The sequence below is a fragment of the Streptomyces xanthochromogenes genome (assembly GCF_014650455.1).
Classification (GTDB): Bacteria; Actinomycetota; Actinomycetes; order Streptomycetales; family Streptomycetaceae; genus Streptomyces; species Streptomyces xanthochromogenes.
On the sequence record NZ_BMUZ01000008.1, the window covers coordinates 224,363 to 246,830 of the forward strand.

Here is a 22,468-nt window from a genome sequence, read left to right on the forward strand (position 1 = left end):
TACATGAACGTCAATGACGGTGCCTACCTGAGCGCCTTCGACTCGCCACTCAAACTCACCGTCCGCGTGCCCGCGCTACGAGGTACGACAGCAGCACCCATCACGGGCAGCGCACGCGTCTTCGCCGCCTCCGCCTATGGCGCGCTCGCCGATTTCGCGTTCACGCCGTACAACACCCTCACCGACACCGACCGCACCGCCCTGATGGATCCCGCAACGCTGATGGTGACCGGCACCGGCACCCTGGATACCAACGACGGATGGTCGCGGGCCTACGTCACCTCCACAGTCCCGCAGGGCAGCAACATCGGGGCACCGGGCAGCACCTACCGAGGCGCCCGCTACGCAGAGGTACGCGTGCGTCTGCCCCAACTGGCCCAGGGGGTACAGCCGCAGATCAGTGCCGTGATGGTGGAGCGCCAGACGACCCTCAACCTGCTGAGCCACGACGCCGCCTACCAGCTCTACTCGTGCTGCTACACCGGCAGCAAATGCGACGTCGTGCTGTCCGGAGACCGCGTCGTGGTGGGTTCCCGCTCACTGATGTGCACCGTGACGGATGCTTCGGCAACCGGTGGAATCGGACCCGTGCCAACGTTCGCGGCGCTCGCTCCGATCCGGGCAGCCGCCCCTATGCTGCTGGTCTCCGGGTCGGTGGCCACAGCTGCGGCCGAGACGTTCGTGCTGCGAGTGGCCTTCTACGACGCCGCCAGGGCCCTCATCTCCAGCCAGGACAGCCCGCAGTTCACCACGCGGGGCTCCTACGACTGGGCCGCCAGGTCGTTCCCCATTCGGCCACCGGCCACCGCCGTCTACGCCAGCGTCGTCCCCTCGCTCCAGCCGTCTCCCACACTTTCTTCGGGCACCGCTTTCTTCGCCACCGCGATGGGAGTCCGCTACCAGTCCCTGCGCTCGGTGCCCCCGGCAATGCCCGGCTACCGCGCAGCTCGCCACATGTACATCGACCTCAAGGCCAGCCGCGTCAACCTCTGCCGCAATCCGTCGCTGACAGACAACACACCCGTGTGCTGGCTCTCCCACACACCAGGCACTGCCAGTACAGCCGCACCCGTGCGCACCTACGCCGGGCGGACGCGGCCTGGCGCCGCCGAGTACACGGCTACGGCCACAGGTACCACTGCCTATCCCGAGGGCACGCGCATCGGTCTCGGCTCGACCGTGAGCCACCAGACCTCGGCCACACCCCTGGAGATCATCAACCTCGGTAAGCGGCACATCCTCTCCGCCTACATCTCCGAGCAGGCCGCCAACACCCTGCCGGTGCGGCTGTTTGTGGAGGTGGCAGAGAACGTCCCCGGCAAGGGCACGGTACGCACGGTGTACCAAGGTGAGTCGACTGCCGAGGTCCGTGCAGCCAAGCCGGAACGTGTGGAGGGTGGTTGGGTCCGCGTCTCGCTCGCCTGGACGCCCCCGCCTGGCACGAATCGGTGGGTCTCGGCATGGGTCGGGCCGGACCCGGTGAACTTCATCAACGGCGCCACCAGCAGCTTCTTCCTCGACGACATCCTCCTGGAAGAGGGCAGCACCCTGCTGAGCTACTTCGACGGCGGCAGCCACCACCCGGACTACCTCTGGGAGAACGCCGACGCCACCGAACATGCCCGCTCACACTTCTACCGCGAGCGTCGCACCCTCCAGCGCCGCCTCGCACAAGTCATCGGCGACCACATCGAGTTGGGCACTCCGTACGACCTGCGCTACGCGACCCCGCCGCGCCCGTTGCCGCAGGACCCGCTGCCCGTTCAAACAAGCACCTTCTCCTGAGAACACATGTTCAACACTTGTTGATGACATGTTGGGAACATATTCTGGCGCTACGTCGCCCTACTACCAATCGGAGCATCATGGGCCAGCACACTGTCGCCGTCGCGGGCAACGGAACTATTAGCCAGAAGGCTGTCTTCGACCATCTCACCGATCATTTCGGCTACGAAGCGGCGGAGGACGGCCTCAGACCTACCGAGCGGGCGGTCGAGGAGGTTGAGTTCGTCTTCCTGGCGCACCCCGACCTGATCACCCGCACAGTGGGATACGTCTACCGGTGGACCGGAGAGGCCGACATCGGCTATACGGCCGTCTACTCCGAAGAGCACCCGGACCACAGGGCGGTGCAGCGCATCGTCGAGCAGGCCGACGAGAGCCACGCCTCTGGCGATGTTGCAGCCATCTATGCCGACGTGCTCTCTCTCCTCGAAGCGCGGCCCGGCAAGACGACCCTCGTCATCCTGTCGGACCCGGATGACGATGACGGCAAGGACGCCGGGGTCGACGAGCTGGCCATCGGTGCAGCCGAGGCCGGACTCGAAGTGCTGGACCTGGGCTGCGGATTGGCGCCCTACGCAGTCCACAAGGCCACCCAGCGGGCCCTGGAAGACCAGGAGGAGCCGGAAGTCCCGGAGGGGGCGGAGTCTGTAGAGGGGGAGGCCGCCTCGGACGCCGACGGCCTCCAGGAGGAGATCGCCGAAGCGCACCGCGCCAAGGCCACCAGCCCAGTCGAGCCCGAGGAGGAAGCTGCACAGGCACCCGAGTTGAGCGCGGTCGTCCTCCAGCTTGCCGAGGTAGTCGCAGAGGTCCTCAGCAGTGTCGAATCCAGCCTGCGCTGCAACCTCGACCAGGCAAGCTCGGTGCTCTACGACGTGCGCGACGCCCTGAAGTCCATCGGGCAGCCGGTGAGCCCGCCGCAGGCCGCAGAGGTCCACCCGGAGGGGGGCGAGCATGCCTCCGCAGAGCCCGTTGATGCTCCCTCCGTGGAACCTCCTGAGGGCCTGAGGAAGGGCTGGTACAACGCCGACCTGGATGAATATCTGCCCTTCCGGGGGCGCCCTCGCCGCGATGTCGAAAAGCACGACATCATTCAGAATGCTGACGGGGTTTGGGAGAAGTACGAGCCCCAGGCCGCCTGACCCGGACATGGAAAAGGGAGTACCCAGACTGGAGAGAGGCAGTCTGGGTACTCCCTTTTGTGGGTCACCAACCCAGAATCAATATAGAGGCGCCAGCGTGAAATGCGCAAGAGCCCTCTTCGGTCGTGGAGGGTAGTAACTCGCAGCATAAAGTTGGTGTGGGGCGCGTCACAGGATTCCTGCGGAATGAAAACGGGCCGAGCGGGGTTTCTCTGGCCGTTACCAGCATCAAGGCGAGCAGTACCGGCAGGTCAACTGCCCTACGGACTGCGGAGCAGCCATCTTCGAGAATAATCAATGTGGCAGCTGACATCCCATGGCGCTCCTGAGCTTGCGAAGGATGGGCGAAGCCCTTCGGTGACACACGCATGTGTTTCCTCTGGATAGAAAGGGGCTGCGCCCTATCAGTCGCCTGGCGGCTCCTGAGCGCACGGGTACCAACTACTCCGAATTTCTTGGTCTCTGGTTGAGATCGCTCTCAGTTCCTGTCTAGTGTTCCCGTGTTCAGTCGATACGCCTGATGGCGCGGGGGAGAGAGGACCTGAGCATGCAGGAGCAATGGAAGCCGCGAGAGCTGACGAAAAAGCCACGGCGTGCAAACTCCAACACGGATGACGCGCTCAATCCGATGAAGGCTATCCAGAGCACGCTGTGGGATGCGCCGGATCCTGCGCCCGCCAGGCGGCGTCAGGACAAGCCGGTCGAGGCGTGGAAGGCCAACGATCTCATCGGCCACTGGTCCCGGCGCATAGACCAGGCCCGCTGGGCCGACCACCTCATCGGACACACCAACCGAGCCGGACTCGGCGCAACATTCCGCGAGGCCCTGGACAAGGGGCACACTCCGGCCGCGCTCAAAGCGTCGATCGACAGTTTCTTCGCCAACTCTCGGTACCACGACGCCAAGAGGCCGTGGACCCTGTACCGCGCCGTGCTCAACGACCTCCTGCCCGTTGCACCTGCCGCCGTCAAGCCCGACCCCTGGGCCACGGCTCAGCAGACCGAGGTTCCCAAGGAGATCACTGAGAACTGGGGCGGCTATCCCGACAGCAGCAGCGACCCATGGGCGGCTGCGGTGAAGCAGCGATGAGGACGGCCGACTCCTCCTACTACTGGCGGCAGATGAACCTGCCGGGCCGGAACTGGGGCGTCAAACTCGGTGACCTCGATGACCCCTGCCAGGAGCTGATCAACTTCCACCTGGACTGGCCCAACCGATACATCTCCCAGCAGACACCGCTCAGCCAGTTCCCAGACGACCGCTCACGCCTCGGAAGAGGCGTCATGCTCTCCGGCGACCCTGGGAGAGGCAAAACCACCCAGGCATGCGCGGCACTTGTCTCCATCTGCCGCCGGTACCGAGTGGAGGGCCTCTTCGTGCGCTTCTCCGACTACGTGCAGACCAAGATCAGCAGCTTCGCCCTGCAAAGCAAGGTCGACAAGGGACTTGGCGGAGAGGCTGCCCTTTTCGAGGTAGAACGTTTCGCCGATCTCGAAGGCCGCCTCTACAGCGTTCCGCTGCTCGTACTGGACGACGTCGGGAAGGAGCACCGCACGGCATCGGGATACGCGGCGCAGCAGTTCACCACACTCCTCCGGCACCGCCACGACGCCATGCTGCCGACCATCGTCACGACGAACCTGCGCGGGGGCGAGTGGGCCGCCGTCTACGACGAGAGCGCCGCCTCATTTGCCATGGAGGCGTTCGACATCGTCTACATCGAAGGGCCCGACCACCGTGCTCACCCCTCGAAGGGTGCGTGATCATGGCCCACGTTGAACACAAGCTCATCGCCAAGATCATCCAGACCGGCGAACTCGGCGCCGCCATCCGCTCCGGCATCAAGCCCCGGCACTTCCACGACCCTGACCGCCGCCACGTCTACGCCTCACTGCTGGCCTACCAGCAGGAGTACGGCGCCTGCCCCACTGCTGATGTGGTGGCCAAGGACTACCCGACCGTCAAGCTGCCGGTCACGGTCGACGAGCCCCTCGCCTACCTGATCGACTCCATTCGTGAGACCAAGCGGCGGTCGCTGACGGAGAAGGGTCTCACCCTCGCGGCCGAGGCATGGGAAGACGGCGACACCGAAGAAGCGGTCCGCCTCGCGCGCGAAATGCTCCAGACGATCGCGGACGACGTCCCCACCGGCATCGACTACAACCTCACCGAGAACGGCTCCGAGCGCCTCGAACGCTACGCGCACTACGCGGAGTTGGACGGTAGCCTCATCGGCCTCCCCACGGGATTCGAGTCGCTGGACAAGGCCACCCAGGGGCTCCAGCCGGGGCAGCTCATCGTTTTCACGGGCCTGGCCAAGAGCGGCAAGACCCAGCTCGCCATCGCCGTAGCGCAGCACATCAACTCGCTGGGGCACACCGTCCTTGTCTTTTCCTTCGAGATGGTTGCGAGCGAACTCGGAGAACGTGTCGACGCCATATCGGCACGTGTATCCCTCTCGAAACTCCGCTCCGGTGAGCTGAATACCATGGAGTTCAAGCGCCTGGAGAAGGCCGTCAACGAGATGGAGGAAAACGGTACCCCCTTCATCATCAGCGAAGACGTAAAAGCCCACACCACCATCGGAAGCATCCAGGCCAAGATCGACGAGGTGAAGCCCGACGTCGTCGTCATCGACGGTATCTACTTCCTCCGGGATGAGATCACGGGTGAGAAGATGACCAATACGGCGCTCACCAACATCTCCCGTGGCTCCAAGCAGCTCGCCCGCGCCTGCGGAATCCCCATCATCGTGACAACGCAGTCACTCCGCTCCAAGATGGGGGCAGGAGGACTTTCGGCGGGATCGGTCGGCTACACCAGCGCATTCGAGCAGGACTGCGACGTCCTGATCGGCATGGAGACAACCGACAACTCCAAGGAGTCCAAGCTCAAGATCATGGCCTCCCGAAACTGCCCGAATGACGAATTCCTGGTTGTCTGGGACTACGACACCTCCACGTTTGAAGAAGCAAAAATCAACTTCGGTTCTTATGCCCAGGGAGAGGATGTTGAAGACGTCGAGGAGTGGTTCGACCGCCGGGCGGCGTGACGACCTCATCCCAGGGGACGTTCCCTCCGCACTCGCCGAACTCGGCGTAGAGGTTCTGGGGGACGACGGCGATAACTTCAGGATCCGCTGCCCAGCCCATCTGGAACGCACCGGCAAGACGGACCGCAGACCCTCCTGCTACATCCACATCCACAGCGGCCAGTTCATCTGTTTCTCCTGCGAGTGGAGCGGCTCCTTCGCCCGCTTCGTCGCCTACATGCAGGGCACTGATTCGGCTCACGCCAACTCATGGATCGCATCCCAGGGGACGATCGGCCGAGCCCTGCGCCTGCTCAAGGGCGACGACCGCCATGCCGAAGTCGAGCCGGGCCAGGACGTCACCGAGGCACACCTTGTGCTGTTCACGAGCCCGCCCGAGGCAGCCCGGCGCCGACGCGGACTCACGCTGGAGGCATGCGAGCGATTCGGCGTGCGATGGGACCTGGCCCGACGCTGCTGGATACTCCCGATCCGCGACCCCGACGGCCAACTGCTCGGGTGGCAGGAGAAATCGAAGCGCCACTTCCGCAACTACCCCGACGGCGTAGAGAAAGGCAACTCCCTGTTCGGCGCCGACGTCGCATTCGACGGCCCGCTCGTCATGCTTGAATCACCCCTCGACCCGGTGCGTCTCTACTCCGTAGGAATCGAGGGCGGCAAGGCTACCTTCGGCGCCCACGTAAAACACGCACAAATGGGGCTGGCCATGGAACTGGCCGACACCATCATCCTTGCCCAGGACAATGATGCAGCCGGGCGCACTGCCAGGAACAGTATCTACTACAAATACCGGTACAAGGGTGCCGCTCTGAAGTTCTGGAACTACTTGAACACTGGAGCAAAAGACCCCGGCGAGATGACCGGTATGGAGATATGGGACTGCTTCGATGCCTCCTATTCACCAATCAGGAGGAAGCTCAAATAGCCTGATGAGGTGTTCACGGGAAAACTGCACCCCTATCAGGAGCAGGACGTCTCTCGCATAGTCGAGAGAGGCTCCATGCTGTGTGCCTACAGCATGGGCATGGGCAAGACCGTGCTGAGCATCGCGGTGATGGAGGAGTGGCTGGCTCATGACGACATCACCACCTGCATGGTGGTCGTCCCCGCCTCCCTCAAGTGGCAGTGGGCCGAGGCAATAGCGCGATTCACCGACGTACCCGCAAGGCGGCGGCCGGTGGGTCGCGCCCACATCGTCGTGCCGGACGACAGTGCCTGCATCGTCGTGGACGGCACGAAGACGCAGAAAAGCAAGCAATACGCGGCCATTCTGGAGACACGGCCGGACTACGTCGTCCTCAGCTACGAGAACGTTGTCACTGACTGGCGTCAGGTACGCAAGATCCGCCCGGACGTCCTGGTTGGCGACGAGATCAGCTACGTCAAATCCTTCCGGGCCCAGCGCACGAAGAAGATCAAACGCCTCACGGCCGGTCGCCGCCTGGGACTGTCCGGCACTGTCATCGACAACGGGCAGCCGGAGGAGCTGTTCAGCATCTTCGAGTGGATCGACGAAGACGTGCTCGGCCGTTGGGATTTGTTCGACGGTGCCTTCATCCACCGCTCCCGCTCAGGCATCCCCCTGGCCTACAAGAATCTGCCGCTCCTCCACACCAAGCTGACCCAGGCCATGATCCGGCGCACCTATCTTGATGAGGATGTAGCGCGGTTCATGCCCCGTGTCAGGGAGCGCGTGCTGCCCGTCCGCCTAGGCCGCCAGGCGCTCAGAGCCTACGAGCGAATCGCCCAGGACCTCCTTGTCGAACTCGACAAACTCAAGGCAGGGGCGGTCGACCTGGCCGCGATGTATGCCGGGCGCTCCGACTCCGGGAACATGGCGCAGGGCCGTGTCATGGCGCGGCTGTCGGCCCTTCAGATGCTCATCAACCACCCGGACCTGCTGCGCGAGTCGGCCATTGCCCATGACGCGGGTGACGGTGGCAGTGCGTACGCCGCGCAACTGCTGGATGACGGTGTCCTTGAGGGTGTGTGTGGGTCGCCGAAGCTCGACACACTGGTTCGGTACCTGAGGAAGCGCCTTGACGCCGATCCGGCTCTCAAAGTGATCGTTTTCTCCTTCCACAAGGGCGTGCTGCCCCGTATCGCCACAGCGCTCAGCGATTGGGATGCCGTCCACTTCACTGGTGACCTCACCGCGAAGGGGAAGGCCGAGGCCAAGGCAGTCTTTGCCAGCGATCCCAAGGCGCGCCTCTTTCTTGCTTCCGACGCAGGCGGCTACGGGCTCGACCTGCCACAGGCGCAACTGCTGATCAACTTCGACCAGCGTGACAGTTCTGGGGCGATGGACCAGCGCAACACCCGCCATGTAAGGGCGAGTTCACTGTTCAACGAGGTCGAGGTCGTCAACATCGTCACCGAAGGGACGATCGAGGAACGGCGGATGGAACGGCTCGCCGTCAAGCGGAGGACCAACAGCGCAATCCTCGACGGCCGGGGCGCGGACGAGGACGGCCGCGTGGTCAACGATGTGGAATCTCTGCGCTCCAACCTCACGCGGTCACTGAGTGATCTGCGCCGCAGCGCGTAGGTCTGTCCGGGGCCCGCCGTAGGCATATGCAGTCGGCGGGAGTTGATACCCGCACTCGGCGCCCCTGCCTGACTAGGGAATCTGACCTGCGTGTTCGGTGGAGGGCTGGTGGCAGGCTCGCGATCCCCAGGCGCGTCCCAACAAGTCAAAGACAGTTGTGCAACAGTTGATATGTCGGTCAACTGTTGTAGTGTTCTTGGTGTCACAGGGGGAAGCGGAACGGCCCGACAAGGCGATTGACGCCCAGCTTTGCGTTGCCCCCAGCTGCCGAACACCGAGCCACGGGGAGCCTTGATGGAGTTCAGCGATGCACCACTGTCGAGCGAGATGACGGCCAACACAGTCGCCAGCGACTTCAACAGGAAGGCGGCCCAGTGGGCGCTGATCATGGACCGCGTCGCAACGCAGCAGACACTGCTCGAAGCCCTCAAGGCGGACATGATCGAGGACCTCCAGGACTTCGGTGTCCGGGACCACAAGGGCAGCTACGTCCTCGACCTCGGCCGGTCCTATGAGGTGGCAGGGAAGAAGTTCACCGGTCTCAAGTACCAGCGCGGCTCAACCCGCACAGCAAACACGGAGAAGGCCGAACAGCTGGCCAAGGAGAAGGGGCTGGTTGAGCGTCTCTTCCCGGCGCAGCCCGTCTTCGACCCGCAGGAGGTCTACGTCGCCTTCCAGGAAGGCCTCCTCACCGAGGAAGAGGTCGACCAGATCTTCCCGGAGAAGACCACCTGGTCCTTCGTGCGAGTGGGGGCCAAGTAAATGCGCGACTGGGAGCGGGAGTTCGCCGTCATCGCGGGCGGAGAAGCACAGAAGACCCCCGCCTACTACCCGGGATCATCCCGCCGCATCCGCAGCGTCGACCCCCACACCATGCGCCTCGTCCAGGCCGAGCCCGCCCCCGAAGTGCTGTGGGACTCGCGGCCCCGCGTCTACCGCGTCGGCGGCCGACTTGAGGAGTTCTTCTCCATAGGACAGCTGGCTCAGGCGCTGAACCGCCAGCCGGTCACCATCCGCAAGTGGGAGCGCCTCAAGGTTATTCCGGCACCCACCTTCTCCATCCGTGGCAAGACCGAGCGGGGAAACCGCAGGCTCTACACCCGGGCGCAGGTTGAGGGAATGATCCGCATCGCGGCGGAGGAGGGCATTCTCCTCCATGAGGGCGAGAGCATCCACATCTCTACGACCGATTTCTCCAAGCGCGTGGTGGCCCTGTTCAAGGAACTCGCCGCTGCCGCAGAGACCAGCCGCGCCGCATGATCTACCGCAAGCGCGTCACCGAGCGCTACAACATGGGCTCCTACGAGCACATCGAGGTCTCCGCCGAAGTCGAATACGACCCGGCCAAGGAAGACATCGACGACGTCGAACTGACCCTGGACCACATGCTGGCCCGCGAGCGGCTGCTGGCCAAGCAGCTCACCACCGAGGACAACTCGCTCGCACACGCACACCCCGCACTCACCAAGCCACACACCAAGAGGAGCTGACGCATGGCCCGCACCGCAACACTGGACGACGACGATGTCTTCGACGAGCGGCCCAAGCGTCGCCGACGCAGCCTCGACGAATCCGACGACGCCGAGCAGCGCCCCCGCCGCCGCACACTTGATGACGACAGTGATGACGAACCGCGCGGGCGTAAGCGGCGATCCCTCGATGACGACGCCGACGACGAAGAGAGCCGCCCCCGGCGCAACCGTCGCGCCCAACAGGACGAAGGCGACGACGAGGCGGAGGAGCGGCGACACCGGAAGAACGCCGCATCCAAGCGAGGTGTCGCCGGGTGGGACGAGTTCGAGACGACGAGTAGCTCAGGCGGTACCGACTTTGAGGCGAAGGCCGCGCTCAAGCTCAAGGTGACTGAAGAGCAGCAGCTACTGAAGCTGCTTGACTCGGCGCCGTTCGACTCCATGGGTCTCCACTACGTCAAGGAAATCCGCACAGGCAAGCGCTCCTTCCGCTGCGGAGGCGAGGCGTGCCCGCTCTGTGACGACCTCGACCACTATGCCCGCAAGCTCGCTTACTTCAACGTGGCTGTTTTCAACGAGGACACCAACGCGTGGGAAAACCGGGTGTGGGAGGTCGGCGTCAAGGTCGGCCGCAAGCTCAAGGCGATCAACGACGACAAGAAGCGCGGACCGCTCGACAAGCCGAGCCTGTACGTCGCGATATCCAAGACAGGCATGAAGACGGCAACCGAGTACCACCTGGAAACCGTTAAGGGCCGTGACCTCGACGAGGACTGGGATGTCGACGAAATCGACGACCAGACCTACAAGTCCCTCACCGAGAAGCTGTACACGGAGCAGTGGGAGCACTTCTCCACCCCTCAGGAGCTGAAGCGCGTCGTCAAGCGGCTCCTGGACGACGACGGCGAGGAGGACGACGACTAGCCGTCTCCCGCCACCCGGTCGGTCAGCCCGCCCCCTGCCTTCAGCGGGACAGGGGGCGGGCTTTTCACACCCTGGACGCACCCATGCCCAGCATCATCCTCACCAAGGAAGACCTCGCCGACACTGTCCGGTACTTCAGACAGCAGGACGGCTTCAGCTTCGACGTGGAGACCGTCGGAGAACACCGGGGAGTGCCCTCCCAGAACCAGATCACGTGGCTCTCCATGGCCACCCACGGCGCGGCCGTCGCCGTTCCGGTGGGCCACCCCAACGGCGACACGCTGATCTCCAGGGCCACCCGCAAGAAAAACCGCGAGACCGGAACGCTCGACGCCATTCCGGCCGTATACGACGAGCCCCCCGCCCAACTGCGCCCCGGCCAGGTCTTCGAAGCCCTTCAGCCGCTCCTCTTCGGCGAGCAGTACCGAAAGATCGCCCACAACGCCGTCTTCGACATCGTCTCCGTCGCCAAGTACTACGACGGTGCCCTGCCCACACCCAAGTACGGCTGCACGCTCGTTGCTTCCTGGCTCCTGGACGAGAACCGCCTCAACGGCCTGAAGCCGCGCGTCATCAGCGAGTACGGCCACAAGTACGACACCGAGAACGTCGGCCGTCGCGTCGAGACCCACGCGTTCTCCAAGGTCGCCCGCTACGCCCTCCTCGACGCCAAGTACACCTGGCTGCTCTGGCGGCGGATGGTGCCGCTCCTCCAGGCCGAAGGCCTCTCGCGGGCCATGAGCCTCGAACTAGGGGTCCTCGAAGTCCTCCTGGACATGGCGCTGACCGGCGCCCCGGTCGACCTGGAGGCACTGCACAAGCTCGACGCCGACCTGACCGTCCAGGTCGCCCGCATCATCGAAGAGGTCTACAAGGCAGCGGGCCAGGTATTCAACATCAACAGCACCAAACAGAAGGCCGACGTCCTCTTCGGTAAGACGTCCGCCGGAGGCCAGGGCATCAAGCCGAGCAAGCTCACCCAAGGCGGCCGGAAGAAGAAGCGCGAGGGCACCAAGCCCACCATCTACGACTACAGCACCGACGCCGAGGAACTGAGAAAGCACGACGACAACCAGGTCTGCGCCACTCTGCTCGAATACCAGGAGGTCAACAAGCTCCTGGGAACTTACGTCCACGGCTACCTCGGCGACGAGGCAGCGGGAAAGCCGTCCATCATCTTCGACGGGCGTATCTACCCGACCTTCAAGCAGTACGGCACGGTGTCCGGCAGATTCTCGGCCTCCGAACCGAACTTGCAGAACGTACCCGCCCCCGGCACCCCTCTCGGGGCAGCGGTACGCGGCCTTTTCGTCGCGCCGCAGGAGAAGGCGACTGTCCTCCAGGGAGACGAGCCGGTCGACCTCGGGTGGAAGCTGCTCATCGCCGACTACGGACAGATCGAGCTGCGGGTGATGGCGCACTTCCTCGGTTACGGCGCCTGGTACGACGGATTCCACGCAGGGGTCGACGCCCACACCGCCACCGCCAACGCCGTATTCGGCGTGCCCTTCGAAGAGGTCACCAAGGACCAGCGCAACCGCTCCAAGACACTGGCGTTCGCCACGCTCTTCGGCGCTCAGGCGGCCACCGTCGCCAAGTCCATGGGATCCACGGTGCCGGAAGCCCAGGCCTTCCTCGACCTCCAGGAACGCAAGATGCCGGAGGTTGCCAAGTTCCAGAACTGGCTGATCGGCGAAGCCCTCAAGCACGAAACTCCCCACATCCGCACCCTCGTTGGCCGCAAGCGAAGACTCCCGGACCTCGCCAGCTCCACGGACTGGATCCGTGAGAAGGCAGAACGGCAGTGCCTCAACAGCCTGATCCAAGGCTCGGCCGCCGACCTGAACAAAATGGCGATCATCCGCATGGGGCACTTGTGCAAGAAGAACCGGGAATGGCTGCGGCTCTCTCTCACGGTGCACGACGAACTCGTGGTGCACTGCCGAGAGGACAAGGTCGAAGAGGGCTCGGCGCTGCTTCAGCAGGCAATGATCGGCCCTGGAATTCAGGAAATCCTCAACGTCCCCATCACCGCAGACGTGAAGATCTGCGACCGATGGTCGGAGGCCAAGTAGATGAAGAACCGCAGCGTTCCCGCCGAGGCCATCCAGGCCGAACTCCTCATGGACATGTGCGACGGCGACATGGTCCGGATCATGGATACCCTCAAAAGCCTTGGTCAGACCGGGAGAAGCCCCGACGTCATGGCTATGGAGATCGCCGCCTCGACGGCGCGGATGGCAACTGTCGAGAGAACCGACGAGCTGCTCGCGACCTACGCTCACCTTATCGCTCAGGTCGTGCTCAAGCCTATTCTTAAACACCCGTCCTTCAGATCTCTGAGCAACGAAGGAAAAACGGAATTCGTCCACGACCACGCAAGTCTCTTCTACGCGGCATCAAAAGCGATCCTGGCGAACCTGTTCGACAAGGACATCATTCAGTACACGGTGCCTAAGGAGGTCCCTGGTGAGTAGTTTCTGGGCACGAGCGGTCGGCAGTGCCGCGCCGCCCCCGCCGCCCGCCGTCACCCCGCACACGCCCGTGCCCCCAGCACATCCAGCACCGGGCGCACCGCCTCCGCTCAAGGCTCAGTCGGCCCGGGACAACTCCGCCTGCCCCAACTGCGGCTCGGGCAACTACATGGCACCGCAGGGCACGCAGAGCTACCGCTGCTACGACTGCGGATACCCCCGGCTCCACTCGACGTCGGGAATGATCGCGTCCTCCTCCGACGGCCCCGCGCGCCCGGCCCGAGCCCAGCCCCAGAGCAGCCCCGCCCTCAATACGATCATCGGCCGCGTCGGCTAGAACGGACACGCATGACTCTCATCGACAGCCTCGGCGATCTCACCGATCCGTACCAGGCCTACATCACGAAGTCCCGCTACGCCCGCTGGCGCGACGACCTCGGCCGCCGCGAGACCTGGACGGAGACGGTCGACCGCTATTTCGCCTTCATGACGACGCACCTCCAGGAGCGGTGCAACTACGTCCCGGACAAGGCCCTGGCCCGCGAGCTGCGGCACGCTGTACTCCACCACGAGGTCCTTCCCTCGATGCGCGCTCTGATGACGGCCGGGGTGCCACTCGACCTGTCACACGTCGCCGGGTACAACTGCGCCTACACGCCGCTGGACGACCTCCGGTCGTTCTCCGAGGTCCTGTTCATCCTCCTCAACGGCACGGGGGTGGGCTTCAGTGTGGAATCGAGGTATGTCGACCAGCTGCCGGTCGTCGCCCATCAAAGGAGCGACCCGGCCACGCGGATCGTCGTCGCCGACAGCAAGCTGGGCTGGGCCGAAGCGTTCGACCTGCTGCTCGATCTCGTGTGGATCGACGGCCGCATACCTGAGGTGGATTACTCCCTGGTGCGGCCTGCTGGTGCCCGGCTGGCGACGTTCGGCGGCCGGGCGTCCGGGCCGGAGCCGCTGAAGGCCCTCTTCGACTACACCGTGGAGCTGCTCAGGAGCGCCCAGGGCCGGAAGCTGCGTCCGATTGAGGCACACGACCTGGCGTGCAAGGTCGCTGATGTGGTGGTGGTCGGTGGTGTGCGCCGGTCGGCCATGATCTCCCTGTCCGACCTCGACGACAGGGAGATGGCCACGGCCAAGAGTGGCGAGTGGTGGGTGGAGCACCCGTACCGCGCCTTGGCGAACAACTCGGCGGTGTACCACGACGGCATGAGGTATGAGGAGTTCCGCGCCGAGTGGGACGTCCTTGTCGCTTCGGGCAGTGGTGAGCGCGGAATTTTCCACCGTGACGCGGCACAGCGGCAGGCCGCGAAGTTCGGCCGCCGGGAGCAGGACGTCGACTACGGGACCAACCCCTGCTCCGAGATCATTCTGCGGCCCCGGTCCTTCTGTAACCTCTCGACCATTGTGGTCCGCCCCCAGGACGGCATCGGTGACCTCCGGCGCAAGATCACGCTGGCGGCCATCCTCGGAACGTGGCAGGCGACCCTGACCGATTTCCCGTTCCTGCGCGAGGAGTGGTCGGCCAACGCCCGCGAGGAACGGCTCCTGGGCGTCTCCATGACGGGCATCTTCAACTCCGCCCTGCTGACTGACGGCCAGGGCCGGGACCTCAAGAACGATGTGCTGGAGAGGCTTCGCGACGAGGCCCGCGAGGCCAACGAGCTGGAAGCCGAACTGCTTGGTATCTCTCCCTCCAGGGCGATCACCGCGATCAAGCCCGAGGGCACGACTTCGCAGAAGACGGGCGTCCCGTCAGGCCTGCATCCTTCGCATGCCCCGTACTGGGTGAGGACCGTCCGCAACGACGTGAAGGACCCCATCTCCAACTTCCTCATCGACTCCGGGGTTCCGCACGAGAAGGACCTCATGAATGACCAGAACTGGGTCTTCTCCTTCCCGCAGCGTGCCGCCGCTGATGCAGTGACCCGTGAGGACCTGACAGCCATTCAGCACCTGGAGCTGTGGCTCGATTTCCAGCGCCACTACTGCGAGCACAAGCCCTCGGTCACCGTGTCGGTCCGCGAAAGTGAATGGGACGAGGTACGGGAATGGGTATGGGCACACCTTGACGAAATGTCAGGCGTCTCCTTCCTGCCCTACTCCGAACACACCTACGTGCAGGCTCCCTACCAGGAATGCGACGAGGCGACGTACCGTGAACTCGCAGCGAAGATGCCCACACTCCTGTGGTCCGACTTGTTCTTCTACGAAAAATCGGACCACACCACGGGCACCCAGGAATATGCGTGCTCGGCAGACGGGTGCGATGTGAAGTAGCAGGAAGGAGTTGTGCGGTGAGCGAGATCAAGGCAGCCGTCGCCGAGGTGCTGGAGGACCTGGCCACCGGCCTGGAAGAGCGAGTCGAGCACTTCTCCTCGACGTACGCCACCCACTCCGAGGCCATCAAGGCGCAGGTCCTGTCAGAAGTCCTCGACGAACTGCGTCGGGTCAGCACGGATCTCGCCGCGTAACAACTCCTGCTGACTAGCCCCCGGGACTACCAGGCCCGGGGGTTTTCCATACCCCACCTCTTTGCCATTTCATTACCTTGAGTAGCAACTTCGGCCTGAGACATCAGCGTTGACCCGCTAATAGCCTCTCCACATCACGGCAACACTTGCTCAACCCGAGCAATCACAGCCGGAAACGGGGGAGTTGACGCATGGCACTGACCGGAGAAGCGCTGGCTCTCATGGCCAAGATAAACAAGCAGTACGGGGACGGATCGCTCGTCATCGCCAGCTCCCTGACTGACTCCGGACAGCTGGCCACCGGAATCCTCAGCCTCGACCTCATCCTCGGCGGCGGATTTCCCCGCAATCAGTGGAGCGAAGTCATCGGTATGGAAGGCAGCGGAAAAACAACCGTCTGCCACCGCACCGTCGCCCACAACCAGCAGATCTCACCGGACTTCACCACCCTGTGGATTGCCGCAGAGGCCTACGACAGCGACCAGGCCAAGATGCTCGGAGTCAATGTCGACCAGGTCATTGTCCACGCTACGAACAGGATGGAAGAAGCATTCCAGGTCATGATCGACGCGGCGGAAGCCCGAGCCGTTGATCTGATCGTCCTGGACAGCTATCCCGCGCTCGTCCCCGACGGCGAGGCCGAAAAGGACATGGACGAGGCGTCCATGACACTCGGCGCCCGTCTGATGGGAAAGTTCTTCCGCAAAATCGGCAAGGAGACCGGGAAAGCGATGTCCGCGACCCAGCGGCCGGTGACCGGACTGATCATCAACCAGTGGCGGCAGAAAATCGGCGGCCGCGTCATGAACGGGCAGATACCCAAGACGACACCCGGCGGCCTCGCCAAGAATTTCGCCTACTACAGCCGCGTCGAAGTGGCACGCGCCGAATGGATCGACGAAGCCCGCCCCGGCAAGGGAAAGGCCCGCATCGGGCAGGTCGTGAAGTTCACGACGATCAAGAACAAGCAGATCGCCGGACAGAAGACCTCGCAGTCCGACTACTACTTCGAGGAATCCCGGACTCTCGGCTTGGACGCAGGCCGCTTCGACACAGTCAAGGACCTCATTATCTGGGCCGTCTACTACGACGTCATTACACGGCGCGGCTCCTATTACGACTACGGAAAGAACAGCTGGAAGGGAAAGGATCCCATGATCGACGCCATACGTCAGGACCTCACCCTCCAGGAAGAGCTGACCGCTTCCATCCTCGGGGCAGCCGATCCGCGCCGCCAGACCACCAGCCCCGCCGAACTGGGGAACCTCGCGCAGGAGATCGAGGCCGAGGCCGCGTGAAGAGCCCCCTCAAGCGCTCCCAGGACCAGGAGAAGAAGCTCGCCGACCGCTACGACGGCACCGTCAACCCCGGCAGCGGCAACGGCTGGATCCACAAGAACGACGTCCGCTCAGACCGCTTCAGCTTCGAGGCGAAGACCACCGAGAAGCGGTCCTACTCCCTCAAGCTCGACGACCTCCTCAAGGCGGAAAAGAACGCCCTCATCTCCGGTCGGGAGATGGTCTTCGCCGTCGAACTCGGCGGCCGGAACTGGATGGTGGTCAGTCAGGAGCTTTTCGACACCCTCCTGGACACCTGATGGCTCTCTTCTCCCGCAAGGCATCACCGGACTGGAGCGGCGGGTACTCCCCGGCCACGGAAGCCAAGTGCCGCAAGTTCCCCACGCCCCATACCGAGACCGGCGACGCGTGGTTCGACGATCCGGAAAACGCCGCTGACATCTGCAACGGCACCAACGACGGGATCGTGTGCCCACTTCGCACCGCCTGCCTTGTCCAGGCCCTCGTCAACGCCGAGCGCTACGGAGTCTGGGGCGGCCTCAACCAGCAGCAGCTCGGCTGGATGCGCAAGAAGTACCGCGCCCAGCCCGACAAATGGGCCATCAAGAATGCCCCGCCACTCTCACTCTTCCAGGAAGGACAAGGAACGAAATGGGTACAGCAGAGGACTTCTGGGCCCGCGTCGAAAAGACAGAATCATGCTGGCTGTGGCGAGGCGGCACCCGAGGCAACGGCTACGGAACATTCTGGGCCGACCGGAAGCGCTACTACGCCCACCGCTACGCCTTCTTCCTCACGCACGACCACATGCCGAAAGGCATCGTCCTGCACGCCTGCGACACCCCCAGATGTGTCCGCCCCAGCCACCTCTCCGACGGCACCCCCGCCGACAACGTCCTCGACATGTGGAGCAAGGGACGCGGCAAGCCTCCTCCCGTCCTCGTCGGCGAGGCGCACCCCCACACCCGCCTGACCGAAGCCACCGTCCTGCACATACGCGAGCAGTACGCCAGCGGCCAGTACTCCCAGCGCAGCCTCGCCCGCACCTACGGCATGGACCACGCCTCCATAGGCGCCATCGTCCGGCACGAGACCTGGCGGCACATCGGCGGCCCCCACCCCGCCCAGGCGGCGGCATGAAAGCCCCCCGCGCCCGCCGCAAGGCCATCGCAGCGCCTTCCAGCCTCGACGACCTCTTCGCCTCCCGAAGCAAGGACAAGACGTTCCTCGCCGAAGCCAAGGCACACGTCATCGAGAAGAACGCGAATGACAACTCCCGGCGCCAGGACATCATCCACCCCTCCGAAGTCGCCAAGGCCAGCTGGTGCCCCCGCGCCACCTACCAGCGCATCGAAACCGGCATCCACCACAAGGAGAAATTCGGCTTCCAGAGCCTCAACATCTTCGACTCCGGACACGAAGCCCACCGCAAGTGGCAGAACCGGGCGTGGAGCACCGGATGGCTTGAGGGCAACTTCAAATGCCTGAACTGCGAACAGCTCTGGTGGGACAAGAGCCCAGCCACCTGCGACCGCTGCTCCTCCTCCGCCCTCGAATACGCCGAAGTGCCCCTGCGCGCCGTACCCACCCACCGCATCGCCGGACACGCCGACGGACTCCTGACCCCGATCCGCAAGATCCTGGAAATCAAGACGGTAGGAGAAGGCACCTACCGCTACGAGAACCCCAAGCTCCTGGCACGCCATACCCACAAGGACGCCGAAGGCCGCCCCTACGTGGACGTCAAGGGCCTGTGGACCGACACCCGCGTCCCCTTCCCCTCCCACGTCCGGCAGGTCCAGATCTACATATGGCTCGCCAACACCTTCATGCAACTCGAAGTGGACGGCGCCGAATTCATCTACGAGTCCAAGATGAACCAAGACGTGAAGTCTTTCACGATCAAGGCCAATTTCGACGTCATCGCGGACCGCATCGCCCTCTGCCAGGAAATCAACGAACGCCTCGGCAAGAACGACCCGCCCGCCTGCCCCAAGGGCGGCTGCAAGGACTGCAACGCCTACGAGGAGAGCGATGACGGCCCCGCACGACGACGCGGCACCAACCCTGGCGCAGACGACCGTGAGACGCCTGCGGGTGAAGGGGCTGAAACTCCCGCAGCGGCCCGGCGAGGACGCTCCCGAACTCACCCCGGATCTGACCGAACTCGCCGACGACGCACTGATGTCGATCTTTGTGGAGATGACCAACTGGGGCGAGTTCGCCGGAACTCGGCTCGCCCAGGCGGCAGTCGACGAGAAGCAGGCTGAAACCGACCTCGACCGGTGCCGCGCCATCGCCGCAGTCAGGGCGAAGACCGAAAAGTCGGTGACCGCCCAGAAGGCCGCCGCAGCAGCCGACCCGGAAGTCCTCGCCTGCACGGACGCCTACAACGCCGCCTACGCGACCCGAAAACTCCTCGAATCCATCTACAACGGCCTGACCGCCAAGGCAGCCGTCGTCTCCCGCGAACTCACCCGGCGAGTGGGACGCCACGACCGCGACAACCGGGCACAGAGATGGTCCTCGTGAAAGGAATCGGCATGACCAACGGACAGATGTTCCTCCACAAGAGCCGCAAGAAGATCGCCGTTCTACGCCCCACCGACAAAAACTCCACCCTCAAGTCGGCCTTCATCTACAACCTCGGCACCGGCAAGCGCACCGCCGTCTACATCCGCACCGAAAACCTCACCAAGCAGTACCGCCCGATCTCCAACTGAGCCAGGAGCACATATTATGACCAGCTTTCACCTCAGCTCCACCACCGGCCAGCACCATCTCAAGATCGACAGCACTCGATTTACGCCACCCGGCCCCGCCGACGGAACCCAGGCCATAAACCTCCACGGCTATGCCCTTTCCCTCATGCTGACTCAGAACGAACTGGCCCAGCTCCGCAAAGCCGTAGGGGAAAAGGAGATCAAGTCCCTCCAGCACCGGGTGAGCGAAATATCAGAAAACTACGAGAGAGCCAGCAGGGAACTCACCGAACTGCGGGCAAAGCTGGTCAAGGAGCGCGAAAAGCAGGCGCTCATCGCCGACCGTACCGCCCGCGAGCAGTCACGGCGGCGAGCACAAGTCGACGACTTGCTGGCCCAGAGGGACGCGGCGATCAAGGACAAGGCTGACTGCTACCGGCAGCTGACGGAACTGAGGCACCAGCACGCCAAGTTGCAGATGACTGGCACTCCCCAGCCCAAGCTGAGCCTCTTCAGTGACCTCGCCGCCGAAGAACGCAAGCGCAAAGATTCCCAGATCAGGCTGCTCACGGTTGAGCGAGACGCGGCCCGAGCCGACGCAGCTGCCTCCGCCTCTGCCTACCGCGACATCGTGCAGCGCTGGGAGGCCTCCAAGTGAGCCCCACCTTCAGCGCGGTCGTCTGCCCCTGCGGCTACGAGATCAGCGCGGATGAGGAACGCCATTGCATCGATGGAGAGTCCCACTGCACCAGGTGCGTTCCCGCACCCGGCTATGCGGCAACCGGCCGTGATAGGAGCCACGCGTGAGTGCACTGACCAGCTCGCTGATCCGTCCCGGCCAGACATGGGCCGACGCGGACAGCCGCCGACGAGGACGCGCCGTACGCGTAGAGCGAATTAAGGGAGCGCGAGTCCAGGTGACCGTCCTCACCAACTCGGCCCGCACACAGGCTCGCGTCGATTCGGGCGACATCCATCTCGACCAGCGTGGCCGAACGTCGCAGATTCTCAAGTCCCGCTTCGCCTCCGACTGCTACCGCCTCGTGCAGCAGAACAACACCTTGGTCAACCGGTTGCCCACCGCCTGTATCGACTACGGCCGCCACGCATGGCACCCCACCCGCGTGATGACGCCCTTCCTCCAGGACGCGGCCGTCATCCTCGTCTGCACCAAGTGCAGTGCCCACACCGCGCGCGCGTCCCGGTACATACCCGATGCCGTCCTCGACGGAGATCTGGCCGCCTGATGCCCGCCGAGACCACACACCCGTACATCGGGATCGACCAGTCCTATACCGGTTTCGGATTCGCTGTCTACAGCCACCCCAGCGGCATCTACCAGACCAGGACAGGCCGATGGGAAGCGAAGAACTTCCGCTCCCAGTCCGACCGGCTCGCCCGTGTTTTCCGCGACGTGCAGTCGATGCTCTCCTCCGTGTACTGCGCGTATGGCGGCATCTCGGCGGTCGCCATCGAAGGCTATTCCCACGGCTCACGATTCCAGCGCGAAGCCCTGGGCGAACTCGGGGGAGTGGTCAAGCTCGCCATCACCGAGATAGCCGGGGTCCGTTCCTGGCGGCACCCCATCATCGTGCCGCCGCCCACGCTCAAGAAATTCGTCACAGGCAAGGGCACCGCCAACAAGAAGGAAATGATCGACGCCGTCGCCCGCCGCTACGGCGCCATCTTCTACGACGACAACCTGGCCGACGCCTACGCACTCGCACGCGTCGCCTGCACCCTTCAAACCGGCCGGGGAAGCACCAGCGAACTGGACACCGTAAAGAACCTGAAAGAACAAGGACAGCGCGGACAGCAAGCAGCCTGACAACAAGATCCCCTGCCAGAACCGGCAGGGGATCTTCGCTATTACCACAAACTCAAATCCCGTCCCTACTCTCAATATGTCACGCAAGAACCCCGGCACCCCAGAAGAGATCCAGATGAAGAACAACGACGACGAATCCAAGGACATCACCGTCATGGTGAAGTCATCCACCGCAGCACCAAGCCTCGGCTCCATGGTGGCCCGCAGCATCTACGAGGGAAAGCGAATCACCCTCCGCGCCGTCGGGGCATCCGCCGTCAACCAAACAGCCAAGGCCATCGCAATCGCCCAGGGATTCGCCGCCCCACGCGGCCACGACCTCTGGGCAAAGCCCCACTTCTTCGACGTTGACATCCAGGGAAAGACCGTCACGGGCGTCGCATTCCGCGTCATCGACAACGCCCGCTAGCCCACAACCACAGACCAGACGAGAAACCAGCGGCTGACGGACCAACAGCACGGGCCATGAGGAGGCCACATGAGCGAGCGCATCATTTCCAGCGGGCAGTTCCCCACCATGGGGCAGTCCATGGCCCTGGCCGCTTCCTTCGTCACGCCCCAGGGCGGCACCCCCGTGTCCAAGAAGGGCAATGCCAAGGGCGGCACCGCATACCCCGAGCACGCCACCGGCATCCGAGCACGCCAGCTCAACCGCGAGGGTCGCGGCTCGATCCGCGCCGACCGCTTCGTCTCCAACAGCCCCATCGCCAGCGAGACCGGACACAGCGTCCGGCGCGTGCCCTCCAAGTTCACCACCAACGGGAAGTAGCC

At 64.0% G+C, this 22,468-nt stretch carries 27 protein-coding genes and 1 pseudogene; all 28 read left to right on the plus strand.

What is annotated here, in order from left to right; all coding sequences use genetic code 11:
- The first annotated feature begins 3 nt into the window (after window positions 1-3).
- The 28 genes and pseudogenes from IE267_RS22005 to IE267_RS22140 all read left to right on the plus strand — a co-directional run bounded on the left by IE267_RS22005 (window position 4) and on the right by IE267_RS22140 (window position 22,466).
- A complete protein-coding gene (locus IE267_RS22005; RefSeq protein ID WP_189764371.1) occupies window positions 4-1,785 on the plus strand; it encodes a hypothetical protein in 1,782 nt (593 codons plus the stop codon).
- An 80-nt stretch (window positions 1,786-1,865) separates the two neighbouring features.
- A complete protein-coding gene (locus tag IE267_RS22010) occupies window positions 1,866-2,924 on the plus strand; it encodes a hypothetical protein (protein WP_189764372.1) in 1,059 nt (352 codons plus the stop codon).
- A gap of 547 nt (window positions 2,925-3,471) precedes the next feature.
- On the plus strand, window positions 3,472-4,014 hold the full coding sequence (locus tag IE267_RS22015; protein WP_189764373.1) for a hypothetical protein: 543 nt from the start codon (window positions 3,472-3,474) through the stop codon (window positions 4,012-4,014).
- Window positions 4,011-4,688 (plus strand): ATP-binding protein, encoded by a 678-nt coding sequence (locus IE267_RS22020; protein WP_189764374.1) that lies wholly within the window; start codon window positions 4,011-4,013, stop codon window positions 4,686-4,688. The genes IE267_RS22015 and IE267_RS22020 overlap by 4 nt, the downstream gene beginning before the upstream one ends.
- A 2-nt stretch (window positions 4,689-4,690) precedes the next feature.
- Window positions 4,691-5,977: a DnaB-like helicase C-terminal domain-containing protein gene (locus tag IE267_RS22025; RefSeq protein ID WP_189764375.1), complete on the plus strand. Its 1,287-nt coding sequence runs from the start codon at window positions 4,691-4,693 to the stop codon at window positions 5,975-5,977.
- A complete protein-coding gene (locus IE267_RS22030; protein WP_189764376.1) occupies window positions 5,934-6,902 on the plus strand; it encodes a toprim domain-containing protein in 969 nt (322 codons plus the stop codon). The genes IE267_RS22025 and IE267_RS22030 overlap by 44 nt, the downstream gene beginning before the upstream one ends.
- Before the next feature lie 9 nt (window positions 6,903-6,911).
- Window positions 6,912-8,525, plus strand: coding sequence for a DEAD/DEAH box helicase (locus tag IE267_RS22035; RefSeq protein ID WP_268251566.1), 1,614 nt, complete (start codon window positions 6,912-6,914; stop codon window positions 8,523-8,525).
- A gap of 327 nt (window positions 8,526-8,852) precedes the next feature.
- On the plus strand, window positions 8,853-9,287 hold the full coding sequence (locus IE267_RS22040) for a hypothetical protein (RefSeq protein ID WP_189764378.1): 435 nt from the start codon (window positions 8,853-8,855) through the stop codon (window positions 9,285-9,287).
- A complete protein-coding gene (locus IE267_RS22045) occupies window positions 9,288-9,785 on the plus strand; it encodes a MerR family transcriptional regulator (protein WP_189764379.1) in 498 nt (165 codons plus the stop codon).
- Entirely contained in the window at window positions 9,782-10,015 is a 234-nt protein-coding gene (locus tag IE267_RS22050) for a hypothetical protein (protein WP_189764380.1), read from the plus strand. The genes IE267_RS22045 and IE267_RS22050 overlap by 4 nt, the downstream gene beginning before the upstream one ends.
- 3 nt (window positions 10,016-10,018) lie before the next feature.
- Window positions 10,019-10,921: a hypothetical protein gene (locus tag IE267_RS22055; RefSeq protein ID WP_189764381.1), complete on the plus strand. Its 903-nt coding sequence runs from the start codon at window positions 10,019-10,021 to the stop codon at window positions 10,919-10,921.
- An 83-nt stretch (window positions 10,922-11,004) separates the two neighbouring features.
- The gene (locus IE267_RS22060; RefSeq protein WP_189764382.1) at window positions 11,005-12,996 is read left to right on the plus strand and encodes a DNA polymerase; all 1,992 of its coding nucleotides are present in this window, start codon (window positions 11,005-11,007) and stop codon (window positions 12,994-12,996) included.
- Complete coding sequence (locus tag IE267_RS22065; RefSeq protein WP_189764383.1) at window positions 12,997-13,398, plus strand: hypothetical protein; 402 nt, start codon at window positions 12,997-12,999, stop codon at window positions 13,396-13,398.
- Window positions 13,391-13,732 (plus strand): hypothetical protein, encoded by a 342-nt coding sequence (locus IE267_RS22070; RefSeq protein ID WP_189764384.1) that lies wholly within the window; start codon window positions 13,391-13,393, stop codon window positions 13,730-13,732. Before IE267_RS22065 ends, IE267_RS22070 begins: the two co-directional genes overlap by 8 nt.
- Before the next feature lie 11 nt (window positions 13,733-13,743).
- A complete protein-coding gene (locus IE267_RS22075; protein WP_189764385.1) occupies window positions 13,744-15,675 on the plus strand; it encodes a glycyl radical enzyme family protein in 1,932 nt (643 codons plus the stop codon).
- A 17-nt stretch (window positions 15,676-15,692) separates the two neighbouring features.
- Window positions 15,693-15,869 (plus strand): hypothetical protein, encoded by a 177-nt coding sequence (locus IE267_RS22080; protein WP_189764386.1) that lies wholly within the window; start codon window positions 15,693-15,695, stop codon window positions 15,867-15,869.
- A gap of 191 nt (window positions 15,870-16,060) precedes the next feature.
- The gene (locus IE267_RS22085; protein WP_189764387.1) at window positions 16,061-17,167 is read left to right on the plus strand and encodes an ATPase domain-containing protein; all 1,107 of its coding nucleotides are present in this window, start codon (window positions 16,061-16,063) and stop codon (window positions 17,165-17,167) included.
- On the plus strand, window positions 17,164-17,466 hold the full coding sequence (locus IE267_RS22090) for a hypothetical protein (protein WP_189764388.1): 303 nt from the start codon (window positions 17,164-17,166) through the stop codon (window positions 17,464-17,466). Before IE267_RS22085 ends, IE267_RS22090 begins: the two co-directional genes overlap by 4 nt.
- A pseudogene (locus IE267_RS40460) lies at window positions 17,466-17,705 on the plus strand (WhiB family transcriptional regulator); the annotation flags it as partial. The gene IE267_RS22090 and the pseudogene IE267_RS40460, both read left to right, overlap by 1 nt.
- A 113-nt stretch (window positions 17,706-17,818) precedes the next feature.
- On the plus strand, window positions 17,819-18,307 hold the full coding sequence (locus tag IE267_RS39695) for an HNH endonuclease (protein ID WP_229861361.1): 489 nt from the start codon (window positions 17,819-17,821) through the stop codon (window positions 18,305-18,307).
- Entirely contained in the window at window positions 18,304-19,437 is a 1,134-nt protein-coding gene (locus IE267_RS22105) for a hypothetical protein (protein WP_189764391.1), read from the plus strand. The genes IE267_RS39695 and IE267_RS22105 overlap by 4 nt, the downstream gene beginning before the upstream one ends.
- Window positions 19,370-19,699: a hypothetical protein gene (locus tag IE267_RS22110; protein WP_189764392.1), complete on the plus strand. Its 330-nt coding sequence runs from the start codon at window positions 19,370-19,372 to the stop codon at window positions 19,697-19,699. The genes IE267_RS22105 and IE267_RS22110 overlap by 68 nt, the downstream gene beginning before the upstream one ends.
- 11 nt (window positions 19,700-19,710) lie before the next feature.
- Entirely contained in the window at window positions 19,711-19,890 is a 180-nt protein-coding gene (locus tag IE267_RS22115) for a hypothetical protein (protein WP_189764393.1), read from the plus strand.
- Window positions 19,891-19,906: 16 nt separating this feature from the next.
- Entirely contained in the window at window positions 19,907-20,527 is a 621-nt protein-coding gene (locus tag IE267_RS22120; protein ID WP_189764394.1) for a hypothetical protein, read from the plus strand.
- A 145-nt stretch (window positions 20,528-20,672) separates the two neighbouring features.
- The gene (locus IE267_RS22125; RefSeq protein WP_189764395.1) at window positions 20,673-21,116 is read left to right on the plus strand and encodes a hypothetical protein; all 444 of its coding nucleotides are present in this window, start codon (window positions 20,673-20,675) and stop codon (window positions 21,114-21,116) included.
- Window positions 21,116-21,697: a RuvC family protein gene (locus IE267_RS22130; protein ID WP_189764396.1), complete on the plus strand. Its 582-nt coding sequence runs from the start codon at window positions 21,116-21,118 to the stop codon at window positions 21,695-21,697. The genes IE267_RS22125 and IE267_RS22130 overlap by 1 nt, the downstream gene beginning before the upstream one ends.
- 76 nt (window positions 21,698-21,773) lie before the next feature.
- Complete coding sequence (locus IE267_RS22135) at window positions 21,774-22,106, plus strand: stage V sporulation protein S (protein ID WP_229861362.1); 333 nt, start codon at window positions 21,774-21,776, stop codon at window positions 22,104-22,106.
- 69 nt (window positions 22,107-22,175) lie between these two features.
- On the plus strand, window positions 22,176-22,466 hold the full coding sequence (locus IE267_RS22140) for a hypothetical protein (protein WP_189764397.1): 291 nt from the start codon (window positions 22,176-22,178) through the stop codon (window positions 22,464-22,466).
- Window positions 22,467-22,468: the final 2 nt, after the last annotated feature.

What these genes read in the sequence shown, in the direction of transcription:
- IE267_RS22005 (WP_189764371.1), top strand. Translation starts at nt 4, where the DNA reads ATGAACGTCAATGACGGTGCCTACCTGAGCGCCTTCGACTCGCCACTC.
- IE267_RS22010 (WP_189764372.1), top strand. Translation starts at nt 1,866, where the DNA reads ATGGGCCAGCACACTGTCGCCGTCGCGGGCAACGGAACTATTAGCCAG.
- IE267_RS22015 (WP_189764373.1), top strand. Translation starts at nt 3,472, where the DNA reads ATGCAGGAGCAATGGAAGCCGCGAGAGCTGACGAAAAAGCCACGGCGT.
- IE267_RS22020 (WP_189764374.1), top strand. Translation starts at nt 4,011, where the DNA reads ATGAGGACGGCCGACTCCTCCTACTACTGGCGGCAGATGAACCTGCCG.
- IE267_RS22025 (WP_189764375.1), top strand. Translation starts at nt 4,691, where the DNA reads ATGGCCCACGTTGAACACAAGCTCATCGCCAAGATCATCCAGACCGGC.
- IE267_RS22030 (WP_189764376.1), top strand. Translation starts at nt 5,934, where the DNA reads ATGTTGAAGACGTCGAGGAGTGGTTCGACCGCCGGGCGGCGTGACGAC.
- IE267_RS22040 (WP_189764378.1), top strand. Translation starts at nt 8,853, where the DNA reads ATGACGGCCAACACAGTCGCCAGCGACTTCAACAGGAAGGCGGCCCAG.
- IE267_RS22045 (WP_189764379.1), top strand. Translation starts at nt 9,288, where the DNA reads ATGCGCGACTGGGAGCGGGAGTTCGCCGTCATCGCGGGCGGAGAAGCA.
- IE267_RS22050 (WP_189764380.1), top strand. Translation starts at nt 9,782, where the DNA reads ATGATCTACCGCAAGCGCGTCACCGAGCGCTACAACATGGGCTCCTAC.
- IE267_RS22055 (WP_189764381.1), top strand. Translation starts at nt 10,019, where the DNA reads ATGGCCCGCACCGCAACACTGGACGACGACGATGTCTTCGACGAGCGG.
- IE267_RS22060 (WP_189764382.1), top strand. Translation starts at nt 11,005, where the DNA reads ATGCCCAGCATCATCCTCACCAAGGAAGACCTCGCCGACACTGTCCGG.
- IE267_RS22065 (WP_189764383.1), top strand. Translation starts at nt 12,997, where the DNA reads ATGAAGAACCGCAGCGTTCCCGCCGAGGCCATCCAGGCCGAACTCCTC.
- IE267_RS22075 (WP_189764385.1), top strand. Translation starts at nt 13,744, where the DNA reads ATGACTCTCATCGACAGCCTCGGCGATCTCACCGATCCGTACCAGGCC.
- IE267_RS22085 (WP_189764387.1), top strand. Translation starts at nt 16,061, where the DNA reads ATGGCACTGACCGGAGAAGCGCTGGCTCTCATGGCCAAGATAAACAAG.
- IE267_RS39695 (WP_229861361.1), top strand. Translation starts at nt 17,819, where the DNA reads ATGGGTACAGCAGAGGACTTCTGGGCCCGCGTCGAAAAGACAGAATCA.
- IE267_RS22105 (WP_189764391.1), top strand. Translation starts at nt 18,304, where the DNA reads ATGAAAGCCCCCCGCGCCCGCCGCAAGGCCATCGCAGCGCCTTCCAGC.
- IE267_RS22110 (WP_189764392.1), top strand. Translation starts at nt 19,370, where the DNA reads ATGACCAACTGGGGCGAGTTCGCCGGAACTCGGCTCGCCCAGGCGGCA.
- IE267_RS22115 (WP_189764393.1), top strand. Translation starts at nt 19,711, where the DNA reads ATGACCAACGGACAGATGTTCCTCCACAAGAGCCGCAAGAAGATCGCC.
- IE267_RS22120 (WP_189764394.1), top strand. Translation starts at nt 19,907, where the DNA reads ATGACCAGCTTTCACCTCAGCTCCACCACCGGCCAGCACCATCTCAAG.
- IE267_RS22130 (WP_189764396.1), top strand. Translation starts at nt 21,116, where the DNA reads ATGCCCGCCGAGACCACACACCCGTACATCGGGATCGACCAGTCCTAT.
- IE267_RS22135 (WP_229861362.1), top strand. Translation starts at nt 21,774, where the DNA reads ATGTCACGCAAGAACCCCGGCACCCCAGAAGAGATCCAGATGAAGAAC.
- IE267_RS22140 (WP_189764397.1), top strand. Translation starts at nt 22,176, where the DNA reads ATGAGCGAGCGCATCATTTCCAGCGGGCAGTTCCCCACCATGGGGCAG.